The organism is Martelella mangrovi (assembly GCF_040545495.1).
GTDB lineage: Bacteria > Pseudomonadota > Alphaproteobacteria > Rhizobiales > Rhizobiaceae > Martelella > Martelella mangrovi.
Map to the genome: position 1 here is coordinate 96,942 of NZ_JBEPLY010000001.1, position 21,314 is coordinate 118,255.

Annotated in this window: 21 protein-coding genes; 11 read left to right on the forward strand and 10 right to left on the reverse strand. The window is 61.5% G+C overall.

The annotated features are described in order from the left end of the window. Positions 1 to 19 precede the first annotated feature (19 nt). Positions 20 to 1,477 carry a betaine-aldehyde dehydrogenase gene (gene betB, locus ABID12_RS00475; protein ID WP_435528131.1) on the forward strand — a complete coding sequence of 486 codons (1,458 nt, stop codon included), beginning with the start codon at positions 20 to 22 and terminating at the stop codon, positions 1,475 to 1,477. Positions 1,478 to 1,797: 320 nt separating this feature from the next. Then, positions 1,798 to 3,477, forward strand: a complete 1,680-nt coding sequence (gene betA, locus ABID12_RS00480; protein WP_354432663.1) for a choline dehydrogenase — start codon at positions 1,798 to 1,800, stop codon at positions 3,475 to 3,477. A 57-nt stretch (positions 3,478 to 3,534) separates the two neighbouring features. Here betA and secB read toward each other — a convergent pair whose 3' ends face one another. Together secB and ABID12_RS00490 are read right to left on the reverse strand one after the other, a co-directional pair. Next, positions 3,535 to 4,017, reverse strand: coding sequence for a protein-export chaperone SecB (gene secB, locus ABID12_RS00485; protein WP_106309203.1), 483 nt, complete (start codon positions 4,015 to 4,017; stop codon positions 3,535 to 3,537). Between the two features lie 147 nt (positions 4,018 to 4,164). Continuing rightward, positions 4,165 to 4,725: an FxsA family protein gene (locus tag ABID12_RS00490; RefSeq protein ID WP_354432664.1), complete on the reverse strand. Its 561-nt coding sequence runs from the start codon at positions 4,723 to 4,725 to the stop codon at positions 4,165 to 4,167. Between the two features lie 141 nt (positions 4,726 to 4,866). Between ABID12_RS00490 and ABID12_RS00495 the strand changes: the two genes are divergently transcribed. The 5 genes from ABID12_RS00495 to gyrB all read left to right on the forward strand — a co-directional run bounded on the left by ABID12_RS00495 (position 4,867) and on the right by gyrB (position 9,747). After that, positions 4,867 to 5,568: a Tim44/TimA family putative adaptor protein gene (locus ABID12_RS00495; RefSeq protein WP_106309197.1), complete on the forward strand. Its 702-nt coding sequence runs from the start codon at positions 4,867 to 4,869 to the stop codon at positions 5,566 to 5,568. A 66-nt stretch (positions 5,569 to 5,634) separates the two neighbouring features. After that, positions 5,635 to 6,228 (forward strand): Smr/MutS family protein, encoded by a 594-nt coding sequence (locus ABID12_RS00500; protein ID WP_354432665.1) that lies wholly within the window; start codon positions 5,635 to 5,637, stop codon positions 6,226 to 6,228. Beyond that, complete coding sequence (locus ABID12_RS00505) at positions 6,200 to 6,562, forward strand: helix-turn-helix domain-containing protein (RefSeq protein WP_106309459.1); 363 nt, start codon at positions 6,200 to 6,202, stop codon at positions 6,560 to 6,562. The genes ABID12_RS00500 and ABID12_RS00505 overlap by 29 nt, the downstream gene beginning before the upstream one ends. A gap of 226 nt (positions 6,563 to 6,788) precedes the next feature. After that, positions 6,789 to 6,986, forward strand: coding sequence for a hypothetical protein (locus ABID12_RS00510; RefSeq protein ID WP_354432666.1), 198 nt, complete (start codon positions 6,789 to 6,791; stop codon positions 6,984 to 6,986). 325 nt (positions 6,987 to 7,311) lie between these two features. Further along, on the forward strand, positions 7,312 to 9,747 hold the full coding sequence (gene gyrB / locus ABID12_RS00515) for a DNA topoisomerase (ATP-hydrolyzing) subunit B (RefSeq protein ID WP_319518371.1): 2,436 nt from the start codon (positions 7,312 to 7,314) through the stop codon (positions 9,745 to 9,747). A 350-nt stretch (positions 9,748 to 10,097) separates the two neighbouring features. Here gyrB and ABID12_RS00520 read toward each other — a convergent pair whose 3' ends face one another. The 5 genes from ABID12_RS00520 to ABID12_RS00540 form a co-directional block, all read right to left on the reverse strand. After that, on the reverse strand, positions 10,098 to 10,835 hold the full coding sequence (locus tag ABID12_RS00520; protein ID WP_106309185.1) for an ABC transporter permease: 738 nt from the start codon (positions 10,833 to 10,835) through the stop codon (positions 10,098 to 10,100). Next, a complete protein-coding gene (locus tag ABID12_RS00525; protein WP_354432667.1) occupies positions 10,832 to 11,770 on the reverse strand; it encodes an ABC transporter ATP-binding protein in 939 nt (312 codons plus the stop codon). Before ABID12_RS00525 ends, ABID12_RS00520 begins: the two co-directional genes overlap by 4 nt. After that, positions 11,767 to 12,969 carry an ABC transporter permease gene (locus ABID12_RS00530; RefSeq protein ID WP_354432668.1) on the reverse strand — a complete coding sequence of 401 codons (1,203 nt, stop codon included), beginning with the start codon at positions 12,967 to 12,969 and terminating at the stop codon, positions 11,767 to 11,769. Before ABID12_RS00530 ends, ABID12_RS00525 begins: the two co-directional genes overlap by 4 nt. A 337-nt stretch (positions 12,970 to 13,306) precedes the next feature. Next, the gene (osmF, locus tag ABID12_RS00535) at positions 13,307 to 14,224 is read right to left on the reverse strand and encodes a glycine betaine ABC transporter substrate-binding protein OsmF (RefSeq protein WP_354432669.1); all 918 of its coding nucleotides are present in this window, start codon (positions 14,222 to 14,224) and stop codon (positions 13,307 to 13,309) included. Continuing rightward, positions 14,221 to 14,529: a hypothetical protein gene (locus ABID12_RS00540; protein WP_354432670.1), complete on the reverse strand. Its 309-nt coding sequence runs from the start codon at positions 14,527 to 14,529 to the stop codon at positions 14,221 to 14,223. The genes osmF and ABID12_RS00540 overlap by 4 nt, the downstream gene beginning before the upstream one ends. Before the next feature lie 124 nt (positions 14,530 to 14,653). Here ABID12_RS00540 and ABID12_RS00545 point away from each other — a divergent pair, with 124 nt between their 5' ends. The 3 genes from ABID12_RS00545 (at position 14,654) to ABID12_RS00555 (ending at position 18,007) form a co-directional block, all read left to right on the forward strand. Continuing rightward, on the forward strand, positions 14,654 to 15,112 hold the full coding sequence (locus ABID12_RS00545; RefSeq protein WP_354432671.1) for a host attachment family protein: 459 nt from the start codon (positions 14,654 to 14,656) through the stop codon (positions 15,110 to 15,112). Between the two features lie 183 nt (positions 15,113 to 15,295). After that, positions 15,296 to 16,438, forward strand: a complete 1,143-nt coding sequence (locus ABID12_RS00550; protein WP_354432672.1) for a fumarylacetoacetate hydrolase family protein — start codon at positions 15,296 to 15,298, stop codon at positions 16,436 to 16,438. Between the two features lie 48 nt (positions 16,439 to 16,486). Then, complete coding sequence (locus ABID12_RS00555; RefSeq protein WP_354432673.1) at positions 16,487 to 18,007, forward strand: aldehyde dehydrogenase (NADP(+)); 1,521 nt, start codon at positions 16,487 to 16,489, stop codon at positions 18,005 to 18,007. Between the two features lie 110 nt (positions 18,008 to 18,117). On the opposite strand, the gene ABID12_RS00560 is transcribed toward ABID12_RS00555, so the two are convergent. Next, a complete protein-coding gene (locus ABID12_RS00560) occupies positions 18,118 to 19,197 on the reverse strand; it encodes a glycosyltransferase (protein ID WP_354432674.1) in 1,080 nt (359 codons plus the stop codon). Between the two features lie 268 nt (positions 19,198 to 19,465). Between ABID12_RS00560 and ABID12_RS00565 the strand changes: the two genes are divergently transcribed. Beyond that, a complete protein-coding gene (locus ABID12_RS00565) occupies positions 19,466 to 20,182 on the forward strand; it encodes a Crp/Fnr family transcriptional regulator (RefSeq protein WP_354432675.1) in 717 nt (238 codons plus the stop codon). Positions 20,183 to 20,464: 282 nt separating this feature from the next. Here the strand turns inward: ABID12_RS00565 and ABID12_RS00570 are convergent, their stop codons facing one another. Beyond that, the gene (locus ABID12_RS00570; RefSeq protein WP_106309166.1) at positions 20,465 to 20,743 is read right to left on the reverse strand and encodes an HPr family phosphocarrier protein; all 279 of its coding nucleotides are present in this window, start codon (positions 20,741 to 20,743) and stop codon (positions 20,465 to 20,467) included. Positions 20,744 to 20,751: 8 nt separating this feature from the next. Further along, positions 20,752 to 21,153: a PTS sugar transporter subunit IIA gene (locus tag ABID12_RS00575; protein ID WP_106309163.1), complete on the reverse strand. Its 402-nt coding sequence runs from the start codon at positions 21,151 to 21,153 to the stop codon at positions 20,752 to 20,754. Between the last annotated feature and the right edge of the window lie 161 nt (positions 21,154 to 21,314).

Consider the following 21,314-nt stretch of genomic DNA (forward strand, 5'->3'; position numbering starts at 1 on the left):
GACCAAGCGGAGAATGACAATGCGTGCACAAGCCAGCCATTTCATCGATGGCGACTATGTCGAGGATGACGCCGGCCGGGCCTTTGACAGCATCAACCCGGCCACCGGCGAAGTGATTGCCACACTTCATGCTGCCACACCAGCAATCATCGAACGCGCCATGACGGCTGCCGAACGCGCCCAGCGCGAATGGGCGGCGTGGCTGCCGGTCGAGCGCGCCCGCGTGCTGCGAAGGGCATCCGACCTGATGCGCGAGCGCAATGACGAACTGTCGGAGCTTGAAACGCTCGACACCGGCAAGGCCATTCAGGAAACGCTGGTGGCCGATGCCGCTTCGGGTGCGGATGCGCTTGAATGGTTTTCCGCGCAGGCTGCCGGTCTTTCCGGTGAAAGCGTGCCGCTTGCCGAAGGTTTTGCCTATACAAAGCGCGAGCCGCTCGGCGTCTGTGTCGGCATCGGCGCGTGGAACTACCCGATCCAGATCGCCTCGTGGAAGGCCGCACCTGCGCTTGCCTGCGGCAATGCCATGGTGTTCAAGCCGTCTGAAATGACGCCGCTTTCGGCGCTGAAACTGGCTGAAATCCTCATGGAAGCCGGTGCGCCGAAGGGGCTTTTCAATGTGGTGCAGGGCTTTGGCGATGTGGGGGCTGCCCTTTCCACCCATGAAAAGACCGCAAAAGTGTCGCTCACCGGTTCGGTCCCGACCGGCGGCAAGGTCTATGCGGCGGCGGCCTCGGGCATGCGTCACGCCACCATGGAACTTGGCGGCAAATCGCCGATGGTTGTGTTCGAGGATGCCGATCTGGAAGACGCGATCGGCGGCGCCATGCTCGGCAATTTCTATTCCACCGGCCAGATCTGCTCCAACGGCACCCGCGTGTTCGTGCAGAAATCCATTCTGGAGGCCTTTCTGACCCGCCTTGCAGAACGCACCAACACGATCCGGCTTGGCGATCCGCTCGACCCGGAAACCCATCTCGGACCGCTGATTTCCGAGGCGCAGCGACAAAAAGTGCTGTCCTATATCGAGGCCGGCAGAGGCGAGGGCGCCCGGCTGGTGATCGGCGGCGGGGTTCCTGCGGGCGAGGCTTTCGCCCGGGGCGCCTATATCGAGCCCACCGTCTTTGCCGATGTCACCGACGACATGACGATCGCACGCGAAGAAATCTTCGGGCCGGTGATGAGCGTGCTCGCCTTCGAAACGGAAGAGGAAGTGATCGCCCGCGCCAACGGCACGCCCTTCGGTCTGGCGGCCGGCGTGTTCACGCAAAATCTTGCCCGCGGCCATCGCGTGGCGGCCGCGCTTCAGGCCGGCATCTGCTGGATCAACACCTATAACCTGACCCCGGTCGAAATTCCCTTCGGCGGCGTCAAGCAATCCGGCTTCGGCCGCGAAAACGGCCGCGCGGCGATGGAGTTTTATTCTCAGCTGAAGACCGTGCAGGTGGCGCTTGGCAAGGTCGACAGTTCGTATTGAGCGGTGCGGGAAGAGGAGCCCGTCATCACTTCGCTTGAGGTGGCTGAGGTGAGCAAGGCCGCCACCACTCGGGGTCAAGCCCGAAGATGACGCAAGGGGATAGGGGAGAGAGTGCAACGCCGGCTGGTCGCGCACGGAGTAGGCGGCTCTTGCAGTGAAATACCCTGGCGGGACAGCCGGTACGCGTCTCGTGTGGAAAGGGGACTAGATCCTCGGGTCAAGCCCGAGGATGACGCTGAGAGGGGGAGAGCGTGTCGGGTAACGAGGGGGCGGTTAATCGCCGCAAGCGGCGCCTCGTAAAACATTTGCCCATCGCGGCAATGAAAGGTTCGAAATTGACTGAAGCAGATTTTGTCATCGTTGGTTCGGGTTCGGCAGGCTCGGCAATGGCCGCGCGTCTCTCCGAAGACGGCAGGCATTCCGTGCTGGTGCTGGAATTCGGCGGGACCGATATCGGACCCTTCATCCAGATGCCGGCAGCCCTTTCCTATCCGATGAACATGAAGCGCTATGACTGGGGTTTTGTTTCCGAGCCGGAGCCGCATCTGGGCAATCGCCGTCTGGTGACCCCGCGCGGCAAGGTGATCGGCGGGTCCTCCTCGATCAACGGCATGGTCTATGTCCGGGGACACGCGCGCGACTATGACCACTGGGAGACAAGCGGCGCGACCGGCTGGGGCTATGCGGATGTGCTGCCCTATTTCAAGCGCATGGAGCACTGGCATGAGGGCGGCCATGGCGGCGATCCGTCATGGCGGGGCAAGGACGGGCCGCTGCATGTCACGCGCGGGCCGCGCAAGAACCCGCTGTTTCATGCCTTCGTCGAGGCGGGTAAACAGGCGGGTTTCGAGGCGACTGGCGATTATAACGGCGAGAAGCAGGAAGGCTTCGGCCCGATGGAGCAGACGGTCTGGAAGGGCCGGCGCTGGTCGGCGGCCAATGCCTATCTGAAGCCCGCTCTCAAACGGCAAAATCTCGACCTGATCCACTGTTTCGCCCGCAAGGTGATCATCGAGGATGGCCGCGCCGTCGGCGTCGAGATCGAGCGTGGCGGCCATGTCGAGACGATCCGCGCCCGCCGCGAGGTCATTCTGGCGGCGTCTTCGATCAACACGCCGAAACTGCTGCTGCTTTCCGGCATCGGTCCGGCGGCAGAACTTGCCGAACACGACATTCCCGTTATTGCCGACCGGTCCGGCGTGGGCAAGAACCTGCAGGACCATCTGGAAGTCTATATCCAGCAGGCCAGCACCCAGCCAATCACGCTCTACAAGCACTGGAACATCTTCGGCAAGGGGCTGGCCGGCGCGCAGTGGCTGTTGTTCAAGAACGGTATCGGCGCCTCCAACCAGTTCGAAAGCGCGGCCTTCGTGCGCTCGCGGCCAGGCGTCGAGTATCCCGATATCCAGTATCATTTCCTGCCGATGGCGGTGCGTTACGATGGCACGGCACCGGCCGAGGGCCACGGTTTTCAAGCCCATGTCGGGCCGATGCGCTCGCCCTCACGCGGAGAAATAACGCTGAAGGGCACCGACCCGAAGGACGCGCCGAAAATCGTCTTCAACTATATGAGCCATGAACAGGACTGGGCCGATTTCCGCCATTGCGTGCGGCTGACGCGGGAGATTTTCGCGCAGGCCGCCTTCGATCCCTATCGCGGCAAGGAAATCCAGCCGGGCGGCGATGTTCAAAGCGATGACGAGATCGACGGCTTTATCCGCGAACACGCCGAAAGCGCCTATCATCCCTGCGGCACGGCGAGGATGGGCCGCGCCGATGACCCGATGGCCGTGGTTGATCCCGAATGCCGGGTGATCGGTGTCGATGGCTTGAGGGTCGCCGACAGTTCGATCTTTCCGCGCATCACCAACGGCAATCTCAACGCTCCGTCGATCATGGTCGGCGAAAAGGCCAGCGACCACATCCTCGGTCGTCAGCCGCTCGCGCCCGAAAACGCCGCCCCCTGGCTCAATCCGCGCCGGGAAACATCGGATCGCTGAAACAATAAAAAAACCCGGCACGGCGGCCGGGTTTTTTTAAATGATCTGTCAGCCTGCTCAGTTGGCGGGCTGCTGCACCTTGGCGCGGGCCTGTTCCTCGGCCATGCGCTTCTGGAACATCTGTGCAAAGTCGATCGGGTCCACCAGAAGCGGCGGGTAACCGCCATTGCGGGTCGCGTCGGCCACGATCTGGCGGGCAAACGGGAACAGCAGGCGCGGGCATTCGATGAACAGCATCGGCAGCACATGCTCCTTGGGGAAGTTCGCGACCCGGAAGACGCCGCCATAGACCAGCTCGCACAGGAACAGCGTCTTGTCGTTGGACTTGGCTTCGGCTTTCAGCGAAAGGAGAACATCGTAATTGTCTTCGCCAAGCGGATTGGCATTGACGTTGACACTGATGTTGATGTTCGGCTGGCCGTCACGCTTCTGCAGCGAAGCCGGGGCACCGGGATTTTCGAAGGAAAGATCCTTGATGTACTGGGTCAGAATGCTCAGCGAAGGGCTTTCCTTTTTCTCCGCACCATTTTCTTCTGCCATTTCGCGTCCTTTCGAGTGGGTCAATTTGGGTTGCCAGTTAGCATTTAGGGAGCCGCCGCACAACCCTCCGGCGGGCCGCCGAAAAGCCCGCAGCGCAGGGCGTGGGGCGATTGCGGCCGGGCGGTCTTAGCAAATGCAGCGGACAGGCTAACGGTCCTTGCCGTTGCGTTTGTCATCATCGTTGCGGTCATCGTTCAGCCGGTCATGTTCGGCCCAGGGCGAATCCGGGTCGCCGGAGCCGGAGGAAAAGTCCTCGGCATCGAGATCGACCACGGTCGGCCCCTTGCCGCCCGGCTTGCGCGGTCCGCGCGCACCGCCCGGTCCGGGCCCGGCGCGAAAGAAGCCGGAGCCCTGTGAGACCACGACCATGTTCTTGCTGATCCGCCGCCACACGAAATCCCTGAATGGCGGGATGAACAGCAGGAAGCCGATAATGTCGGTGACGAAGCCGGGGATCAGCAGGAGAATGCCCGCAAACACGATCATCGCGCCATGTACCATTTCGCGGCCCGGATCGCCGCCGTCGCGCACATCCGTCTGCAACCGCTGCAGCACGCCGAAGCCCTGAACGCGCAGAAGGATCGCGCCGATGACGGCGGTAAGGACGATCAGCCCCAGTGTCGGAAACAGGCCTATGGCACGGCCGATGATGATGAATCCGGCGATTTCCACGAAAGGGAAAAGGATAATAGTAATCAGAAGCGGCAAATCGGTTTCCTGTTCGGTCCGTCTTTGGTTATGATCATGACGAAATGAACGCCTTCATCCGAAGTGTTACATTTGAATCATGGCCCTGTGAAGTCTATATGGGGGTGGGAAACAACAAGGAAAACGGCGGTTAACACCAAAATGGGCACAAGCGATCTGATTACACTCTTCTTCCTGATTGCTGCGGTGGTGATTTTTTTCCAGCTCCGCAATGTTCTGGGCCGCCGTACGGGCAACGAGAAACCGCGTTACGAGCAAAGCCCGATGCGCTCGCGCACCGATGCGACGGATGACGCCCGTCCGGAGAGCAATGTGATCACGCTGCCTGGCGCGGAAAAGGACGACAAGGCCGCCCGCATGGCTGCTGTCGACAAGATTGCCCCGGAAGGAAGCGCGGTCAATACCGGGCTCAGGACGATTGTCGAAGCCGACCCGCAATTCGATCCCGATGCGTTTCTCAAGGGCGCGCGTTCGGCCTATGAGATGATCGTCATGGCCTTTGCCGATGGCGACCGGCGAACGCTGAAGAACCTGCTGTCCAAGGAAGTCTATGAGGGCTTCAACGCCGCCATCAGCGAGCGCGAGGCGGCTGGCGAATCCGTCAAGGCAAGCTTTGTCGGCATCGAGAAGGCCGAGGTCACCGAGGCGGAAGTTGAAAAGACCGAGGCCCGGATCACACTTCGGATCGTCAGTCAGATGATTTCCGCGACCTATGACAAGGATGGCGGGATTGTCGACGGTGATGCCGAGCAGATCGCCGAAGTCCGAGATCTGTGGACCTTTGCGCGCGACACGCGGGCGCGGGATCCGAACTGGAAGCTGATCGCCACGGCCTCCGAATAGGTCTTGTTTCTGTCCGATGAAAGCGGCGCCTGAGCGCCGCTTCTTGTGCCGGGAGTTTCTGTCAAGATGAGCCGCCGGAAGCTCTCGTCCGAAGAACGGGAATTGTGGAACAAGGTCGCCCGTACCGCGCGGCCACTGCCCGGTAAAAAGCTGGAAAAGCCCGTCGCACGCGCGGAAAGTTTTCCCGACCTGATGAATGGCATTGCCGCCGAAGGCAAAAAGGCCGACACAGGAAAAACCAGCGTTTCACCCCTCGCCTTGCCGAAAAAACAGACGCAGGATCAGGTCCGCAGGCACCATCCGCTCGAGCGGCCCGTCAAGCGCAAGCTGGCCAACGGGCGGTTGTCGATCGATGCCAGGATTGACCTGCACGGCCTGTTTCAGGACGAGGCGCATGCGCTGCTTCTGGCGTTTTTGCGCCGCGCATATGACAGGGGGCACCGGCATATTCTGGTGATCACCGGCAAGGGCGGGTCGATCGGCAGCGATGGCGTGTTGAAACGATCGGTGCCGATCTGGTTTTCACTGCCGGACTTCAGGCCGCTGATTTCTTCCTACGAGACGGCGGCCCGGCAGCATGGCGGCGAGGGCGCGCTTTACGTGCGCCTTGCCCGGAGAAAGGGACATGAGCATGACGCCGTTCGGAGAAGCCGTTCGTAAGCTGAGGGCAGAGCGCGGCGTGTCGCAAAAACAGATGGCCGAAGCCATCGGCGTGTCGGCTGCCTACCTGTCCGCGCTCGAACACGGGCGGCGCGGCAAGCCGAGTTTCGATTTCCTCCAGCGCGTCGCCGGTTATTTCCACATCATCTGGGACGATGCCGAAGCATTGTTTGCAATCGCCGACCAATCGGACCCGCGCGTGGTGGTCGACACCGCCGGTCTGCCGGCCGCCCACACCGCCTTTGCCAACCGGCTTTCGCGAGTCATCGGTCAGCTCGATGAGGAGGCCATCGGTGCACTCGATTTATTGGTCGACCAAAAACTGGCGCGTTAAGCCCGAAAAATGACGATTTTCACGGGATTTGAGGGAGATCAAGGAAGAATGCAGTCCGCTTTACTAGCCTGAAATTGCATTCGGGGCCTCGATACAGCTTCTGGCCAAGAGGTTCTTCTGCATCCGGCCCTGCAAGTTTCGTATGGAGCCTCGAATGCGAAAGACGTTTCCCGCCTGAAGCGCCTCCCAAAACGCCAAGTATTCCATGGAGAAGGAAATGGCCCTGATGGCCGCCCATTCCGATCGTGTACGCAGTACCGCTGCCAAACTACCCTCGACCAACCAGATCATTCGTGACAGCTATCTCTACCTTCATTGGAACGGTATCCTGACCCATGACAGGGCCGAACACGAGATGGCAACTTTCGCCGATGCGGCGCTGATTGAACCCAGCGAACGCTGGATCCGCCGCAAGGCAGGCTGAGCCCGCTCAGGCATTGTCGCAATACTGATCCGAAATTTCCAGGCGGCGCTCCCCGTGAGGAGCGCCGCCTTTGTCGTGTTTTGCGGGAATGAAAGGGCACTTTCCGGCAAAAACCGCCTGTCTGCGGCACCCCATTGCAGCCGGCCGTGCCAGGGCTTGCGGGCGCGTCATTGAAACGGGCTAGGTTTATCCCCAATTTGGCTGTAAAAGGGGCCGCAGAGATTTGAGCGGAAACGGCTTTTCCCCTAAGCTCGACGCTTGAAAAAGCAGTGATTCGGCGTGTTTTGAGCCGCCGTACCCCTGACACATTCGGAAAGACCTGTTGATGAGCGAAACACCAGAAACAGCCGTCGGCCTTCCGGCCGAATACGGCGCCGATTCGATCAAGGTTCTCAAGGGCCTCGACGCCGTGCGCAAACGTCCCGGCATGTATATCGGCGATACGGATGATGGCTCGGGTCTGCATCACATGGTCTACGAGGTGGTCGACAACGCCATCGACGAGGCGCTCGGCGGCTATGCCGACCTTGTGACCGTGACCCTGAACCCCGACGGCTCTGTTTCCGTGACCGATAATGGCCGCGGCATTCCCACCGATATCCATACCGGCGAGGGGATTTCGGCTGCCGAAGTGATCATGACCCAGCTGCATGCCGGCGGCAAGTTCGACCAGAACTCCTACAAGGTATCCGGCGGCCTGCACGGCGTGGGCGTTTCCGTGGTCAACGCGCTTTCGGTCTGGCTGAAGCTGAAGATCAAGCGCAATGGCAAGCTCCACGAGATTTCGTTCACCCATGGCGTTGCCGACAAGCCGCTGGAAGTCATCGGCGATGCGGGCGACGAGACCGGCACGGAGCTCACCTTCATGCCGAGCCACGAAACTTTCACCATGGTCGAATTCGACTATGACACGCTGGAAAAGCGCCTGCACGAACTGGCCTTCCTGAATTCCGGCGTGCGCATTCTGCTGACCGATAACCGCCATGCCGAACCGGTTTCCAAGGAGATGCATTATGACGGCGGTCTGGCCGCCTTCGTGACCTATCTCGACCGTTCGAAAAAGCCGCTGGTTGACGAGCCGATCGCCATTTCCACCGAAAAGGACGGCATCACCGTCGAGGTGGCGATGTGGTGGAACGACAGCTACCACGAAAATGTGCTGTGCTTTACCAACAACATTCCCCAGCGCGATGGCGGCACCCACATGGCCGGTTTTCGCGGCGCGCTGACCCGGCAGATGGTGTCCTATGCCGACACTTCCGGCATTCTGAAGCGCGAAAAGGTAACGCTGACCGGTGATGACTGCCGCGAGGGCCTGACGGCTGTGCTTTCGGTCAAGGTGCCGGACCCGAAATTCTCCTCGCAGACCAAGGACAAGCTGGTCTCCTCCGAGGTGCGTCCGGTGGTCGAAAGCTGTGTCAACGAGGCGCTCGGCCAGTGGCTGGAAGAGCACCCGAACGAGGCCCGCGTGCTGGTTACCAAGGTGGCCGAAGCCGCTTCCGCCCGTGAGGCGGCGCGGCGTGCGCGTGAACTGACGCGGCGCAAGGGCGCGCTCGATATCGCTTCGCTGCCGGGCAAGCTTGCCGACTGCTCCAACCGCGATCCGTCGAAATCCGAACTGATCCTGGTGGAGGGCGATTCCGCCGGTGGCTCCGCCAAGCAGGGCCGTTCGCGCGAAACCCAGGCGATCCTGCCGCTGCGCGGCAAGATCCTGAATGTCGAACGCGCGCGTTTCGACAAGATGCTGTCGAGCCAGGAAATCGGCACGATGATTACCGCGCTGGGCACCGGCATCGGCAAGGACGAGTACAATCCGGAAAAGCTGCGCTACCACAAGATCATCATCATGACCGATGCTGACGTGGACGGCGCGCATATCCGCACCCTGCTTCTGACCTTCTTCTTCCGGCAGATGCCGGAGCTGATCGAGCGCGGGCATCTCTATATCGCCCAGCCGCCGCTCTACAAGGTAACGCGCGGGAAATCGACGCAATACCTGAAGAACGAGCAGGCGCTCGAGGATTACCTGATCGATCAGGGCCTTGAGGATGCAGCCCTGCACCTGGCTTCCGGCGAGGTGCGTGCCGGAGCGGACCTGCGTCAGGTGATCGTCGATGCGATCCGCATGCGCAACCTCATGGAAGGCATCCATTCGCGTTACGACCGCGCGGTGGTCGAGCAGGCGGCCATTGCCGGCGCTCTGAACGCCGAACGGGTGACGGATCAGGCGGAAGCCGAGCGCCTTGCCGCCGATATCGCAGCCCGGCTCGACGTGATCGCCGAGGAAACCGAGCGCGGCTGGGAAGGCTTTGTGCGTGACGACGGCGGGCTGCGCTTCGAACGCACGGTGCGCGGCGTCAAGGAAGTCGCCTCGCTCGACATGGGGCTGATCGGCTCGACCGATGCGCGCTATATCGACCAGATGCAGCAGCGCCTGTTCGATATCTACGACAAGCCGCCGCTCCTGCACCGCAAGAATGGCGACCTCACCATCTACGGCCCGCGCGCCATGCTGGAAGCCGTGTTCGAGGCCGGCCGCCGGGGGCTGACAACGCAGCGTTACAAAGGCCTCGGCGAGATGAATGCCGAGCAGCTCTGGGAAACCACGATGGACCCCAATGTCCGCTCGCTGCTGCAGGTCAAGGTGTCGGACGCCACCAGCGCCGATGGTCTGTTCTCGCGCCTGATGGGCGACGAGGTCGAACCGCGCCGCGACTTCATCCAGGACAACGCGCTTTCGGTGGCCAATCTGGATATCTGACGGAAACCGGCCTGCTGCCGCAGGCCATCCGGATACGCTTTCAATGTCGGGCGATGGGTTAGCCATCGCCCGTATTTTTTTAGAGCCCTTCAGGTTTATATGGAAGCGTTCTGCGGCAAGGAATTTGCGCCAAGACCAAGGGCTTTGGCGCAGGGCATAGCCGAAGCTATGTCCAAGCCGAAGACCGCCGGTAATGGCGTAAATTCATGCCGCCCTTCAGGGTTTGCCGAAACCGGCCCTCCACTTTGTCGAAGCCCTTCGACATAGCTATGGCTATGCCGCGCGGGCTTCTTCGCGTGGAATGACCGGTTTGGGCAAACAGAACTGTTTCCGTATAAAACTGAAGGGCTCTAAGTACGGCCGGTGCGCCGCGCGATTGCCCGTTCGAACATCACGAACGTGTCGTAAATCAGAAGCGCCAGCACACCGACCACAAGCCCGCCCTGCAGAACGAAAGCGGTGTTGTTCGACAACAGACCGGCGATGATGACCTCGCCAAGCGTCTTGGCCGCGACTGTCGAGCCGATGGTCGCCGTCGCCAGCGAAATTACCACTGAAAGGCGGATGCCGGCCAGAATGACGGGGAATGCCAGCGGAAACTCGACCTGGGTGAGACGCTGCAACCCGGTCATGCCGACCCCGCGCGCGGCCTCGGACACATTGCCCGGCAGGTTGGTCAGCCCCGTCAGTGCATTCTCGAAGATCGGCAGCAGGCCATAGAGAAACAGCGCAATCAGCGTCGGGATCGGGCCGAAACCGAACATCGGCACGGCCAGCGCCAGCACGGCGACGGGCGGAAAGGTCTGGCCGATATTGGCGATCGAACGCGACAGCGGCAGGAATTCCTCACCGAAGGGCCGGGTCACGATAATGGCAAGGCTGACGGAGAACAGCGTTGCCGCAACGGTTGCCACGCCGACAATGGCGAGGTGGCTGAGTGTCAGCGACAACAGGCTGGTCTGGGTATAGATCGCAGGCGCGCCATTTTGCGTGAACGGCCGGAATACCGGGGCGAAGGCTTCCGGAAAGACGATGAAGGCGATCAGCAGCGCAAGAAGCGCCAGACGGATGAGGACCGGGGCTTTCATGGTGACGGTCCTGCGGCACGGCGGATCAGCGCATCGCGGGTGACCCGGCCGATCACCCGGCCGTCGCGCTCGACGGGAAGCGCGTTGCGGCCGGACCACAAGGTGGCGGCGAGCGCGTCCTTCAGGCTTGCTGCCGCCGGGATCGGTTCGCCGTCTGCCGGTCCGTCCTCGAGAAGGTTTTCGCAGGCCTCGAGCGACAGCATGCGGAATGCCTTGTCACCGGTGCCGAGCAGCTCATTGACGAAATCGCTTGCCGGATCGGTGATGATCTCGGCGGCGCGGGCATATTGCTCGAGCCTGCCCTCATGCATGACGGCGATCCTGTGGCCGAGCAGAATGGCCTCGTCCATGTCATGGGTGACCAGCACGACCGTGGTGGAAAACCGGCGCTGAATGTCGAGCAGGTCTTCCTGGGCCTTGGCGCGGATGATCGGGTCGAGCGCGCCGAAGGGTTCGTCCATCAACAGCACCGCCGGTTCTGCCGCCAGCGCCCGGGCCACGCCGATGCGCTGCTGCTGGCCGCCGGACAGTTCATGCGGCATGCGGTCGCGAAAGGCTGACGGCTCCATGCGAAACAGCTCGAGCAGTTCATCGACGCGGGCATCGCGCCTTTTCCTGTCCCAGCCGAGAAGTTTTGGCACGGTGGCGATGTTTTCGGCCACCGTGCGGTGCGGAAACAGGCCGTGGCCCTGAATGGCATAGCCGATGCCGCGCCTGAGTTCGTAATCCGGCAGTTCGCGGTTGTCGCGCCCGTCGATGCGGACTGTGCCGGCGGTCGGTTCCACAAGCCGGTTGATCATCCGCATCAGCGTGGTCTTGCCGGAACCGGAGGTGCCGACAATCGCCGCAAGCTCGCCGCGCTCGACGGTGAGCGAGACATTGTCGACAGCGCTGTAGCCGTCATAGACCTTGGTGATACCCTCGATCTCGATCATCTCCGGCTTCCTTTTCTGGCGCTGCCCTGGCTGATTTCAACAAGCGCATCGAGAATGATGGCCGCGGCGAAGGCCATGCCGACAACAGGCAACGCGCCCAAAAGCACCAGGTCGGTCGCGGTCTGGGTAATGCCCTGAAAAACGAACGTGCCATAACCCCCGCCGCCGATCAGCCCGGCAATCACGGCAAGGCCGATATTCTGCACCAGCACGATGCGGATGCCGGTGAGGATGACGGGAAAGGCGAGCGGCAATTCCACCTGAAACAGCTGTTGCCGGCCGGTCATGCCCATGCCGCGGGCGGCCTCGCGCGCATCGCGCGGAACACTGTCGAGACCGGCAACCGTGTTGGAGACAACCGGCAGCAGCGAATAGGCAAACAGGGCGACGATGGCCGGGGCAAAACCGATGCCGGCAATGCCGAGTTCGGCTGCCCCCGGCACATTGCGGCCGACCCAGGCCAGCGGCGCGATCAAAAGGCCGAACAGCGCGATTGACGGGATCGTCTGCAGCACATTCAGGCTGTTCAATATGGTGGCGCGCACCCTGGGCACGCGAAAGCACAGGATTCCGATGGGAATACCGGCGGCGGCAGCGGCGGCCAGCGAACCGAAAGCCAGTTCCACATGGGTGCGGCCTTCGCGCCAGAAGGCATCGGCGCGGTTATTGTATTCCTTCAGGATCGAGAGATCGTTCCATGCTCCCGACCACAGCAGAAGCCCGATGGCCGCTGCCGCAACCAGCAGAAAACCGATCCGCACCATCGGCGGCAGCGCCTTGCGCACGATGGCGTCGGCCATGGCGATGGAAAAGGCAAACAGCAGGATCCAGAAGCTCGCACCCGGCGAGACGCGGGCATAGGGATTGTCCGCCGGCATCAGATAATAGCCGGCCCGTCCGACCATCAGCGCCAGAACGGCGATGGCGGCAATGGACACGACAAGCCGGAGATTGACCGGTGTCCTGAACAGGATGACGGCGATGGCGGCCAGCATGGCAACAACGAGGGCGACGGCCTGCCAAAGCGGCATCGCCGACCAGACCATCACATTGTCTGCGGCAACGATGCGGTTTGCGCGGAAAAGCGCAAACGGCTGAAGAAAGAGCGCCAGCAGCGCAATCGCCGTGACGATGACGCCGAGCTTGTCGAACCTTCCGGCGACCCGGCCCTGCTTTCGGTATTCGCTGATGGCTGTCATGCCATGCCTTTCGGCCGTCGGTTGGTTATCCCGCGAGGGCGGGGGTGGAATGCGACGTATTGATGCGATGTTGCAGCCTTGGAGTCTTTCGCTCCCGCTCGCTCCACCTGCTGCGTCATGCTCGGGCTTGACCCGAGCATCCAATCACTCATGGCGCGAGCGGAGCCGGCGGAACTTTGCACCGAGCGGCCCACGACAAAAAAGCAATCGCCTACGCCTGTCGTGGAGCGATGTGCCTGGATCCTCGGGTCAAACCCGAGGATGACGCCGCGTGAAGACGGGTTCTGAAGGTGACAAGAAAAGTCGCGTTTGCAGCCCGTCCTCAAGACTTCACGCCTTACTGCACAAACCCGTTCGAACTCAGATAATCCTTGGCAACCGCATCGGCCGGTTCGCCGCCGACCTGAACGCGGCCGTTGAGGTTCTGCAGGGTTTCAAGCGTCAGACCCTCGAAGATCGGTTTCAGGATATCGGCAATCTGCGGATATTCCTCGAGCCGCACTTCGCGGATGATCGGGGTGGGAAGGTAGACCGGCTGAACGCCCTTGTCGTCCTTCATCACCGTCAGGCCCGAAGGGGCGATGCCGCCGTCCGTGCCGTAGACCATGGCGGCATTGGCGCCGGAGGTCTGCTTGGCGGCGGCGGCAATGGTGGCCGCCGTGTCGCCGCCGGAAAGCTGGATCAGCTGGCCGGAGGCCAGGTCGAAATCATAGGCTTTCTCAAAGGCGGGAAGGGCTGCCGGCGAGGTGACGAATTCGGAGGATGCGGCAAGTTTTACCGTGCCGCCATCGGCGACATAGGCGCCGAACTCGCTCATGGTCGACAGATTGTTCGGCTCGGCGACATCCTTGCGCAGCGCAATCGCCCAGGTGTTGTTGGCCTCCGCCGGGGTCAGCCAGACGATCTTGTTGGCATCATAATCGAGCTTTTTGGCCTCTTCATAGCCGGCTTCGGGCTTGTTCCAGACCGGCAGGTCGGTCTTGTTGAAGAAGAAGGCGGCATTGCCGGTATATTCCGGATAGATATCGATCTGGCCCTGCGTGATTGCCTGACGCACGATCGGTGTCCCGCCGAGCTGGATCTTGTTTTCGGTCGGAATGTCGTTGGCCTGAAGCGCCTGAATGATGATGTTGCCGAGAACGCCGCCCTCCGTGTCGATCTTGGAGGAAACCACGACCGGATCGGCCGCGGCGGTTCCGGCAAACGCGAAGGCGGTGATCGCGAGCGCGCCGGTCAATGTAGCAAGTCGTTTCATGATGTGTCCCTCTCTTGCGGGTCCTTGCGGACCCCTGAATGATCGCCTGCGACCTCAACCTCCACAGACGGTGCGAGTGCGAAAAAGTCATCGAACAGGTCAAGCATCGCCTGTTCGATCAGTCCGGGCAATATCGCGTCCGAGCCGGGGTCCTCCTTGATCTGCTCGGCCGCGCGCCGGGACAGCCTGCCCTTCACATAGGGCGCGTCATGCGATCTGACGATAGCATAGACCAGATTTGCAACACCGCGCGGCGCATTGCCGAAGAATATCCACGACCTGTTCCGCCTTTCAACCCGACGCATGGCAGAGGACCGTGCGGGTAAAAATGACAAAACGCAAATTATGCCATCTTTTTGAGGAACAACGTTTCCGTCTGATCGGTTGCTGTTCAGGCATGTTATCGGCATTTACAAAGGAGGTTGGCTTATGGCCATGTTTAAAGTTCCGTCGAAATCCTGGGTGATCGTGTGCGATGGTGCGCAGGCGATGTTCATGGAAAACATCGGTGATGTCGAGCAACTGAAGCTGCGCGTGGCCGAGCGTTTTGCCCAGAATAACGCGTCATCGCGCGAGATCGGAACAGACCGGCCCGGCCGTTCGCATTCCTCGGTCGGCGACGGTCGCAGCGCCATGGAAGAGACCGACTGGCATGAACAGGCCGAGCAGGACTTTCTCAAGGGTGTGGCCGAACGCCTCAACGCGCTGGTCTATGAAAAGACGATCGAGGATTATGTGCTGATCGCGCCGCCGTCTGCGATCGGTGTCCTGCGTCCGTATTTCACGCAGCAGACCAAAGACACGGCGCGCACCGAAATCCAGAAGGAACTGGCCAACCAGCCGGTCGCCCAGATCGAAAAACACCTGACCAGGCTCAAGGTCGTCTGAGCCGCGACTGACCGGCGGTGCCGGAAAATCTTTCGGCCGGGCCAGAACGGTCCGGCCGATTGCCTTTCCTCAACGAATTTCGCCGGAGACTGGAAACCCGTCTGATTGTCGCTTAAGTGTGAACAGACGTTGGGTCCGGGACGGAAACGGCGTTCATCGCGCCGGACACGGGGGAATTTGGGCATGGCAATCATTGATGATGAAAACGGCGTCTGGCTCGGACGCGTTTTTCTGCCCGAGGCAAAAGGGCCGGCCGTCGTAACCCTGCGCGGCGGCGCGGTTTATGACATCACGTCCGAGGTTGCGCCGCTTGTGCGCGACATCTGCGAAATGGACGATCCGGCGGGTTATGTGATCGAGGCGCCCGGTTTCCGGCTTGGCATGCTGGAGGAAATCGCCGAAGCCGCGCCCGGCGATGAGAGCCGTATCCACTTTCTGTGCCCCTCGGACCTTCAACCCGTCAAGGCCTGCGGCGTTACCTTTGCCCGCTCGATGGTCGAACGGGTGATTGAGGAAAAGGCAGCGGGCGACCCCGGCAAGGCCGAAGCCATTCGTGCGCGCATCGGCGCGGCCATCGGCGACAGCCTGAAAAACATAGAAGCAGGGTCCAGGGCAGCCGAGGCCGCCAAACAGGCGCTGATCGGCGAAGGGCTGTGGAGCCAGTATCTCGAGGTCGGTATCGGCCCGGATGCGGAGGTGTTTTCCAAGGCGCAGGCGCTTTCGGCCGTCGGGCCCGGCGCCGAGGTCGGCCTGCACCCGGCATCGCACTGGAACAATCCAGAGCCGGAGGTGGTTCTCGCCGTGTCGTCTGCCGGCAGAATTGTCGGCGCAACGCTTGGCAATGACGTCAATCTTCGCGATATCGAGGGGCGTTCGGCGCTGCTGCTCGGCAAGGCGAAGGACAATAATGCATCCGCCTCGATCGGCCCGATGATCAGGCTCTTCGATGGCGAGTTCACGCTGGACGATGTCCGCCGCGCCGAACTGACCCTGACAGTCGAGGGAGAAGACGGCTACACGATGACGGGGCATTCATCGATGGCGGAAATCAGCCGCGATCCCGAAACCCTGGTCCGCCAGACCATTGGCCGGCATCACCAGTATCCCGATGGCTTCATGCTCTATCTCGGCACGCTGTTCGCCCCGACCGAGGACCGCGATCTGCCGGGCGAAGGCTTTACCCACAAGCCGGGCGACAGGGTGGCGATTTCCGCGCCCGGTCTCGGCTGCCTTGAAAACACCGTCCGGCTTTCGACGGAATGCGCGCCCTGGACATTCGGCGTGCGCGCGCTGATGACAAATCTTTCCGAACGCGATCTCATTTGAACCGGCATTGTCCGGGTATTGAAGAATAACTCCCGAGGAGAATTCACTATGACTTTTGAACCGCATGGCAAACATCTGATCGGTGGCGAATGGCTGGCGACGGATGTTACCTTTACATCCCGCCCCGCCAGCGGCGCGCCGCTTGAATTCTGCGAAGCCAATGAAAAGCGGATCGATCAGGCCGTCAAATCCGCCGAGGCGGCGTTCTGGACCTACGGCTATTCGACCCGGCAGGAGCGTGCGGCGTTTTTGAACAAGATCGCCGACGAGATCGAAAAGCGCGGAAGCGACATCACCGAAATCGGTTCGGCCGAAAGCGGCCTGCCCGCCGGGCGTCTCGAGGGCGAGCGCGGGCGCACCACCGGTCAGCTGCGCCTGTTTGCACGCCATATTCTCGATGGGGACTATCTTGATCGCCGGCATGATCCCGCCAATGCGGATGCGACGCCGCCCAGCCCGGACCTGAAAATGGTACAGCGGCCGATCGGTCCGGTTGCCGTTTTCGGCGCGTCGAATTTCCCGCTGGCGTTTTCGACCGCCGGCGGCGATACGGCGTCCGCGCTTGCCGCCGGCTGCCCGGTTGTCGTCAAGGGGCACCCCGCCCATCCCGGCACGGCCGAGATCGTGGGCGAAGCGATTGCCGCGGCTGCGGAAAAATGCGGCATTCATCCGGGCGTGTTCTCGCTCTTGCAGGGCGCATCCCGCGAGGCCGGTTCGGCCCTTGTCACCCATCCGCTGATCAGGGCGGTCGGCTTTACCGGATCGCTTGCCGGTGGCCGGGCGCTGTTCGACCTGTGCGCCCAGCGCGACGAGCCGATTCCGTTCTTCGGCGAGCTTGGCTCGGTCAATCCGAATTTCCTGCTGCCCGATGCTCTGGCAAACCGCGGTGAAGATATTGCCAAGGGCTGGGCCGGTTCGCTCACCATGGGTGTCGGCCAGTTCTGCACCAATCCCGGCATCGCAATCACGCTGGCGGGGCCGGAATCCGACCGTTTTGCCGAAGCGGCCGCAAAGGCGCTTGGCGAGGTCGGCCCGTCGGTGATGCTGACCGAGGGCATTGCCGATGCTTTCCGTCAGGGACGCACGGAGATTGCGGGAACAGACGGCGTCAAGACGCTGGTGCAGGCCGCCTGCGAGGGACGCGAGGGCGCACCGGCGCTGTTTACCGTCAGCGGCAAGGATTTTCTCGCCAATCCGGCGCTGGCGCATGAGGTTTTCGGCCCGCTCGGCATCGTGGTGATGGCGGCCAATGCGCAGGAAATGCGCGCTATTGCCGAACGGATGGAGGGGCAACTTACCTGCACGCTGCATATGGACGACGACGACACCGAATTTGCCCGTAGCCTGGTGCCGATGCTGGAGCGCAAGGCCGGCCGCTTGCTGGCTAACGGCTTTGCCACCGGCGTTGCGGTGGCCGATGCCATGGTCCATGGCGGACCCTATCCCGCCTCGACCAATTTCGGCGCCACATCGGTGGGCACCATGGCAATCCGTCGCTTCCTGCGCCCGGTCTGCTATCAGAGCATGCCGTCGGCTCTCCTGCCCGAGGATCTGCGTCACGTCGGCTGAGGCGGGCGGAACCACAGCAAAACGCCACGCATCGTGACCGGTGCGTGGCGTTTTTGCATTTGAAGAAGAAACTGCGGCAAATTACCGAGCCGGGGACAACGGACTGCCGGTTATTTTTCCGGCGCTGCCGCTGGTCGGGATGAAAGGCCGTGCGGCACCACACCTGGCGGATTCGGCCTGCCGAGCGTTCTTTCCCCGAGCTTTTCATGCCATGCGGCGGCCACGGCCGTCATCCGCAAGGCGGGCGGCACGTCGATTGCCGGCTGTGCAAGGCGCCACATGTCGAGCCGTTCGCCGACGGCCTTCAGGTCATTGGTATCCAGCGTCTGCCCGGCTGTTCCGGCAATTTCATCATTGGCGCCGAGCCCCTTTTGGGCGATGACAGGCGTGCCCACGGCATTGGCTTCGGCAAGCAGCATGTTGAACGGGTCGTCGTGGCGGGTTTGCGGGTAGAAAACGCAGAGCGAGCGGCGCATCCGGTTAATCATCGCGCTTCTGGAAAGCCGCCCGAGAAAGTTCACGCCGGCCGGTGGGAAGCTGCCCGACCAGACCGGACCGGCAGGTTCGGCAATATCGAGCTGAAGCGTTGGCCGGTCCTGTCTGACGGCGTTGAATGTTGCCAGAATTTCGGAAATTCCCCTCAGCGGCATGCCGGGAAACAGCAGCCGGTCGTGGTCGCGCGGGGTATTGTCGGCCACAAGATCATCTTCGACCGGCGAATAGATCCAGCCGATTTTCGGTAGGCGGCGGTTTTCCGGAACAAGAAAGCGGGTGACATGGTCTGCATGGGCGCGCGAGGCGCAGATGATCTCGATACCCGCGTCGGCCAACGCTTCGCCCATGCGGCGGTTGTGGCGGCCGGGATGGGCGTGTGACCAGAGATATACCGGGCAGTTGGCGTTGAGCTTGCGCGCCTTCAGCGCGGTTTTCCAGGAATTGATGACAATGATGCTGTTGACGCCGGCGAGATTTGCCGCACTGACGGTATCGAGCGGCCGGTAGAGACCGCAGTCGTCGCGGTCCATGTCAAGCCGGCCATTCTGGTAGAAATGGAAATGAAAACTGTCACTGAGCGCCTGCACAACCCTGAGGACAACGGCTTCGGTACCGCCGACCTGTTCGGTGTCGAGTGCTTTTGTGGTTGAGGGCGTCAGGCAGAATGGATCGATAATGGCTATGGCGGAGGACACTTGATGCGTCCCCTTCCGCCGCTTTGGGCGGGCTTCGGACATGAAGGGTCTCCTCGTGGTAACCCCGTATCTGACCTGTTTGGCCTGTGCCTGCATTAAACTGGTTTGAAATCGGACGATTTTGTTAAATAAAGTCACCTGCTGCACAAAACCGGTCAGTTTTCCGTTGCGGCGGTGGCCCCGGCACGCCATTTTTGCCGGGATTTGAATCTCTTAGGGCGTCTTGCCGCATTTTGGGAGGTTGGGGACGATGAGCCAGGACAGCTGTTTGACGCAGAAACTGTCGCATTATGCGACGCTCAGCCCGTGTTCGCTGGACAATATCGCGCGTCTCGAGCGCGAAGAGCGGGCGTATCAGAAGGGTGTTGAAATTCACCAGGTCGGTGAGCGCAACGCCAATCTCTATGTGGTCCGGCATGGCTGGCTCTACAGCTATGCCGACATGAAGGACGGCAGGCGGCAGATTGTCGAAATCCATCATCCGGGCGATATCATCGGCTTTCCCGATATCGCGTTCAATGAACGCACCACGGTTTTGCGGGCGGCGGAGGATGTTCTGCTCTGTCCGTTCCCGAAGAAGGATCTGGACGAGGTGTTCACCAGCGCGCCGCAGCTTGCGGCCCTTCTGTTTGCACTTGCAGTGCGCAATCAGGTGGTCCTCACCGACTTTCTGCGGGCCAACGGCCGGATGAACGCGCGCGAGCGGATCGCCTATTTCCTGCTTGATCTGATGGCCCGCCTGCGGATCGCCAACAAGATGATGACCACCACCTTTCGGCTGCCGCTTAACCAGACGGAGATTTCCGACGTTCTGGGGCTCACCAATGTCTATGTCAGCCGCTCCTTCACGGCGCTGCAGAAGGACGGGCTGATCCGGCGTGAAAACGGTACGGTCGAAGTGCTGAAGGAAGACGAACTGGTCCGGCTCTGCGATTTCGTCGACCACCATACTCGCATTGACACGAGCTGGTTTCCGTCCGGCTGAAACGGCCCAGAGCCCTTCAGGTTTATATGGAAACAGTTCTGTTTGCCCAAACCGGTCATTCCACGCGAAGAAGCCCGCGCGGCATAGCCATAGCTATGGCGAAGGGTTTCGACAAAGTGGAGGGCCGGTTTCGGCAAACCCTGAAGGGCGGCATGAATTTGCGCCATTACCGGCGGTCTTCGGCTTGGACATAGCTTCGGCTATGCCCTGCGCCAAAGCCCTTGGTCCTGGCGCAAATTCCTTGCCGCAGAACGCTTCCATATAAACCTGAAGGGCTCTACTCTAGTGTTCCTCGCCGAAGCGGTTGGCCACAAGCGCCTCGATGGCATCGAGCGCGGCCTGTGCATCGGGGCCTGCCGCTGAAACGATGATCGTGCTGTCAATGCTGGCAGCCAGCATCATCAGCCCCATGATCGAGGTGCCGCCAACCGTCATCCCGTCCTTGGCAACGCTGACGGATGCACTGAATTGTTCGACCGTCTGCACGAATTTGGCGGAGGCGCGGGCGTGGAGCCCCCTGCGATTGACGATCGTGAGTTCACGCGAGACCGGTTCTTCCATCGATGCTGTTATTTCCCGCTGAGGACGCGGCTTGCGACATTGATGTAGCGTCGTCCGGCATCTTCCGCCTCGGCAAGCGCCTTGGCCATGTCATTATCGGCACGCACCGCCACGAGTTTGATCAGCATCGGCAGGTTGACGCCGGCAATCACCTCGATCGTACCGTTGTTCATCACCGAAATGGCCAGATTGGAGGGCGTGCCGCCAAACATGTCGGTCAGGATGATCACCCCATTGCCGCTGTCGACATTGCCGACGGCGTTGAGAATGTCGTCGCGGCGCCGGTCCATGTCGTCTTCCGGGCCGATGGAAACGGTCTCGATGGCGTCCTGTGGCCCGACGACATGCTCAACCGCCAGCCGGAACTCGTCCGCCAGGCCGCCATGGGTCACAAGCACCAGTCCGATCATCTTCACCCTGCTCCTTACACAACAATCAACCTTGTCCGCCTTCTTTCGCATCTTGTCGAAGCGGGCGCGAAGTGCAAGCCAAAACGGCTAAAATACCACATGAAAACAGACGGGCGGATGGCGATGATGCAAGGCGACCACAAGCCGGCAACTAGGTGACG

Excerpts from the sequence above, each read along its gene's own strand:
- betB (WP_435528131.1), top strand. The coding sequence starts at position 20 with ATGCGTGCACAAGCCAGCCATTTCATCGATGGCGACTATGTCGAGGAT.
- betA (WP_354432663.1), top strand. The coding sequence starts at position 1,798 with ATGAAAGGTTCGAAATTGACTGAAGCAGATTTTGTCATCGTTGGTTCG.
- secB (WP_106309203.1), bottom strand. The coding sequence starts at position 4,017 with ATGGCAGAAGAAAATGGTGCGGAGAAAAAGGAAAGCCCTTCGCTGAGC.
- ABID12_RS00495 (WP_106309197.1), top strand. The coding sequence starts at position 4,867 with ATGGGCACAAGCGATCTGATTACACTCTTCTTCCTGATTGCTGCGGTG.
- ABID12_RS00500 (WP_354432665.1), top strand. The coding sequence starts at position 5,635 with ATGAGCCGCCGGAAGCTCTCGTCCGAAGAACGGGAATTGTGGAACAAG.
- ABID12_RS00505 (WP_106309459.1), top strand. The coding sequence starts at position 6,200 with ATGACGCCGTTCGGAGAAGCCGTTCGTAAGCTGAGGGCAGAGCGCGGC.
- ABID12_RS00510 (WP_354432666.1), top strand. The coding sequence starts at position 6,789 with ATGGCCGCCCATTCCGATCGTGTACGCAGTACCGCTGCCAAACTACCC.
- gyrB (WP_319518371.1), top strand. The coding sequence starts at position 7,312 with ATGAGCGAAACACCAGAAACAGCCGTCGGCCTTCCGGCCGAATACGGC.
- ABID12_RS00520 (WP_106309185.1), bottom strand. The coding sequence starts at position 10,835 with ATGAAAGCCCCGGTCCTCATCCGTCTGGCGCTTCTTGCGCTGCTGATC.
- ABID12_RS00525 (WP_354432667.1), bottom strand. The coding sequence starts at position 11,770 with ATGATCGAGATCGAGGGTATCACCAAGGTCTATGACGGCTACAGCGCT.
- ABID12_RS00530 (WP_354432668.1), bottom strand. The coding sequence starts at position 12,969 with ATGACAGCCATCAGCGAATACCGAAAGCAGGGCCGGGTCGCCGGAAGG.
- osmF (WP_354432669.1), bottom strand. The coding sequence starts at position 14,224 with ATGAAACGACTTGCTACATTGACCGGCGCGCTCGCGATCACCGCCTTC.
- ABID12_RS00540 (WP_354432670.1), bottom strand. The coding sequence starts at position 14,529 with ATGCGTCGGGTTGAAAGGCGGAACAGGTCGTGGATATTCTTCGGCAAT.
- ABID12_RS00545 (WP_354432671.1), top strand. The coding sequence starts at position 14,654 with ATGGCCATGTTTAAAGTTCCGTCGAAATCCTGGGTGATCGTGTGCGAT.
- ABID12_RS00550 (WP_354432672.1), top strand. The coding sequence starts at position 15,296 with ATGGCAATCATTGATGATGAAAACGGCGTCTGGCTCGGACGCGTTTTT.
- ABID12_RS00555 (WP_354432673.1), top strand. The coding sequence starts at position 16,487 with ATGACTTTTGAACCGCATGGCAAACATCTGATCGGTGGCGAATGGCTG.
- ABID12_RS00570 (WP_106309166.1), bottom strand. The coding sequence starts at position 20,743 with ATGGAAGAACCGGTCTCGCGTGAACTCACGATCGTCAATCGCAGGGGG.
- ABID12_RS00575 (WP_106309163.1), bottom strand. The coding sequence starts at position 21,153 with ATGATCGGACTGGTGCTTGTGACCCATGGCGGCCTGGCGGACGAGTTC.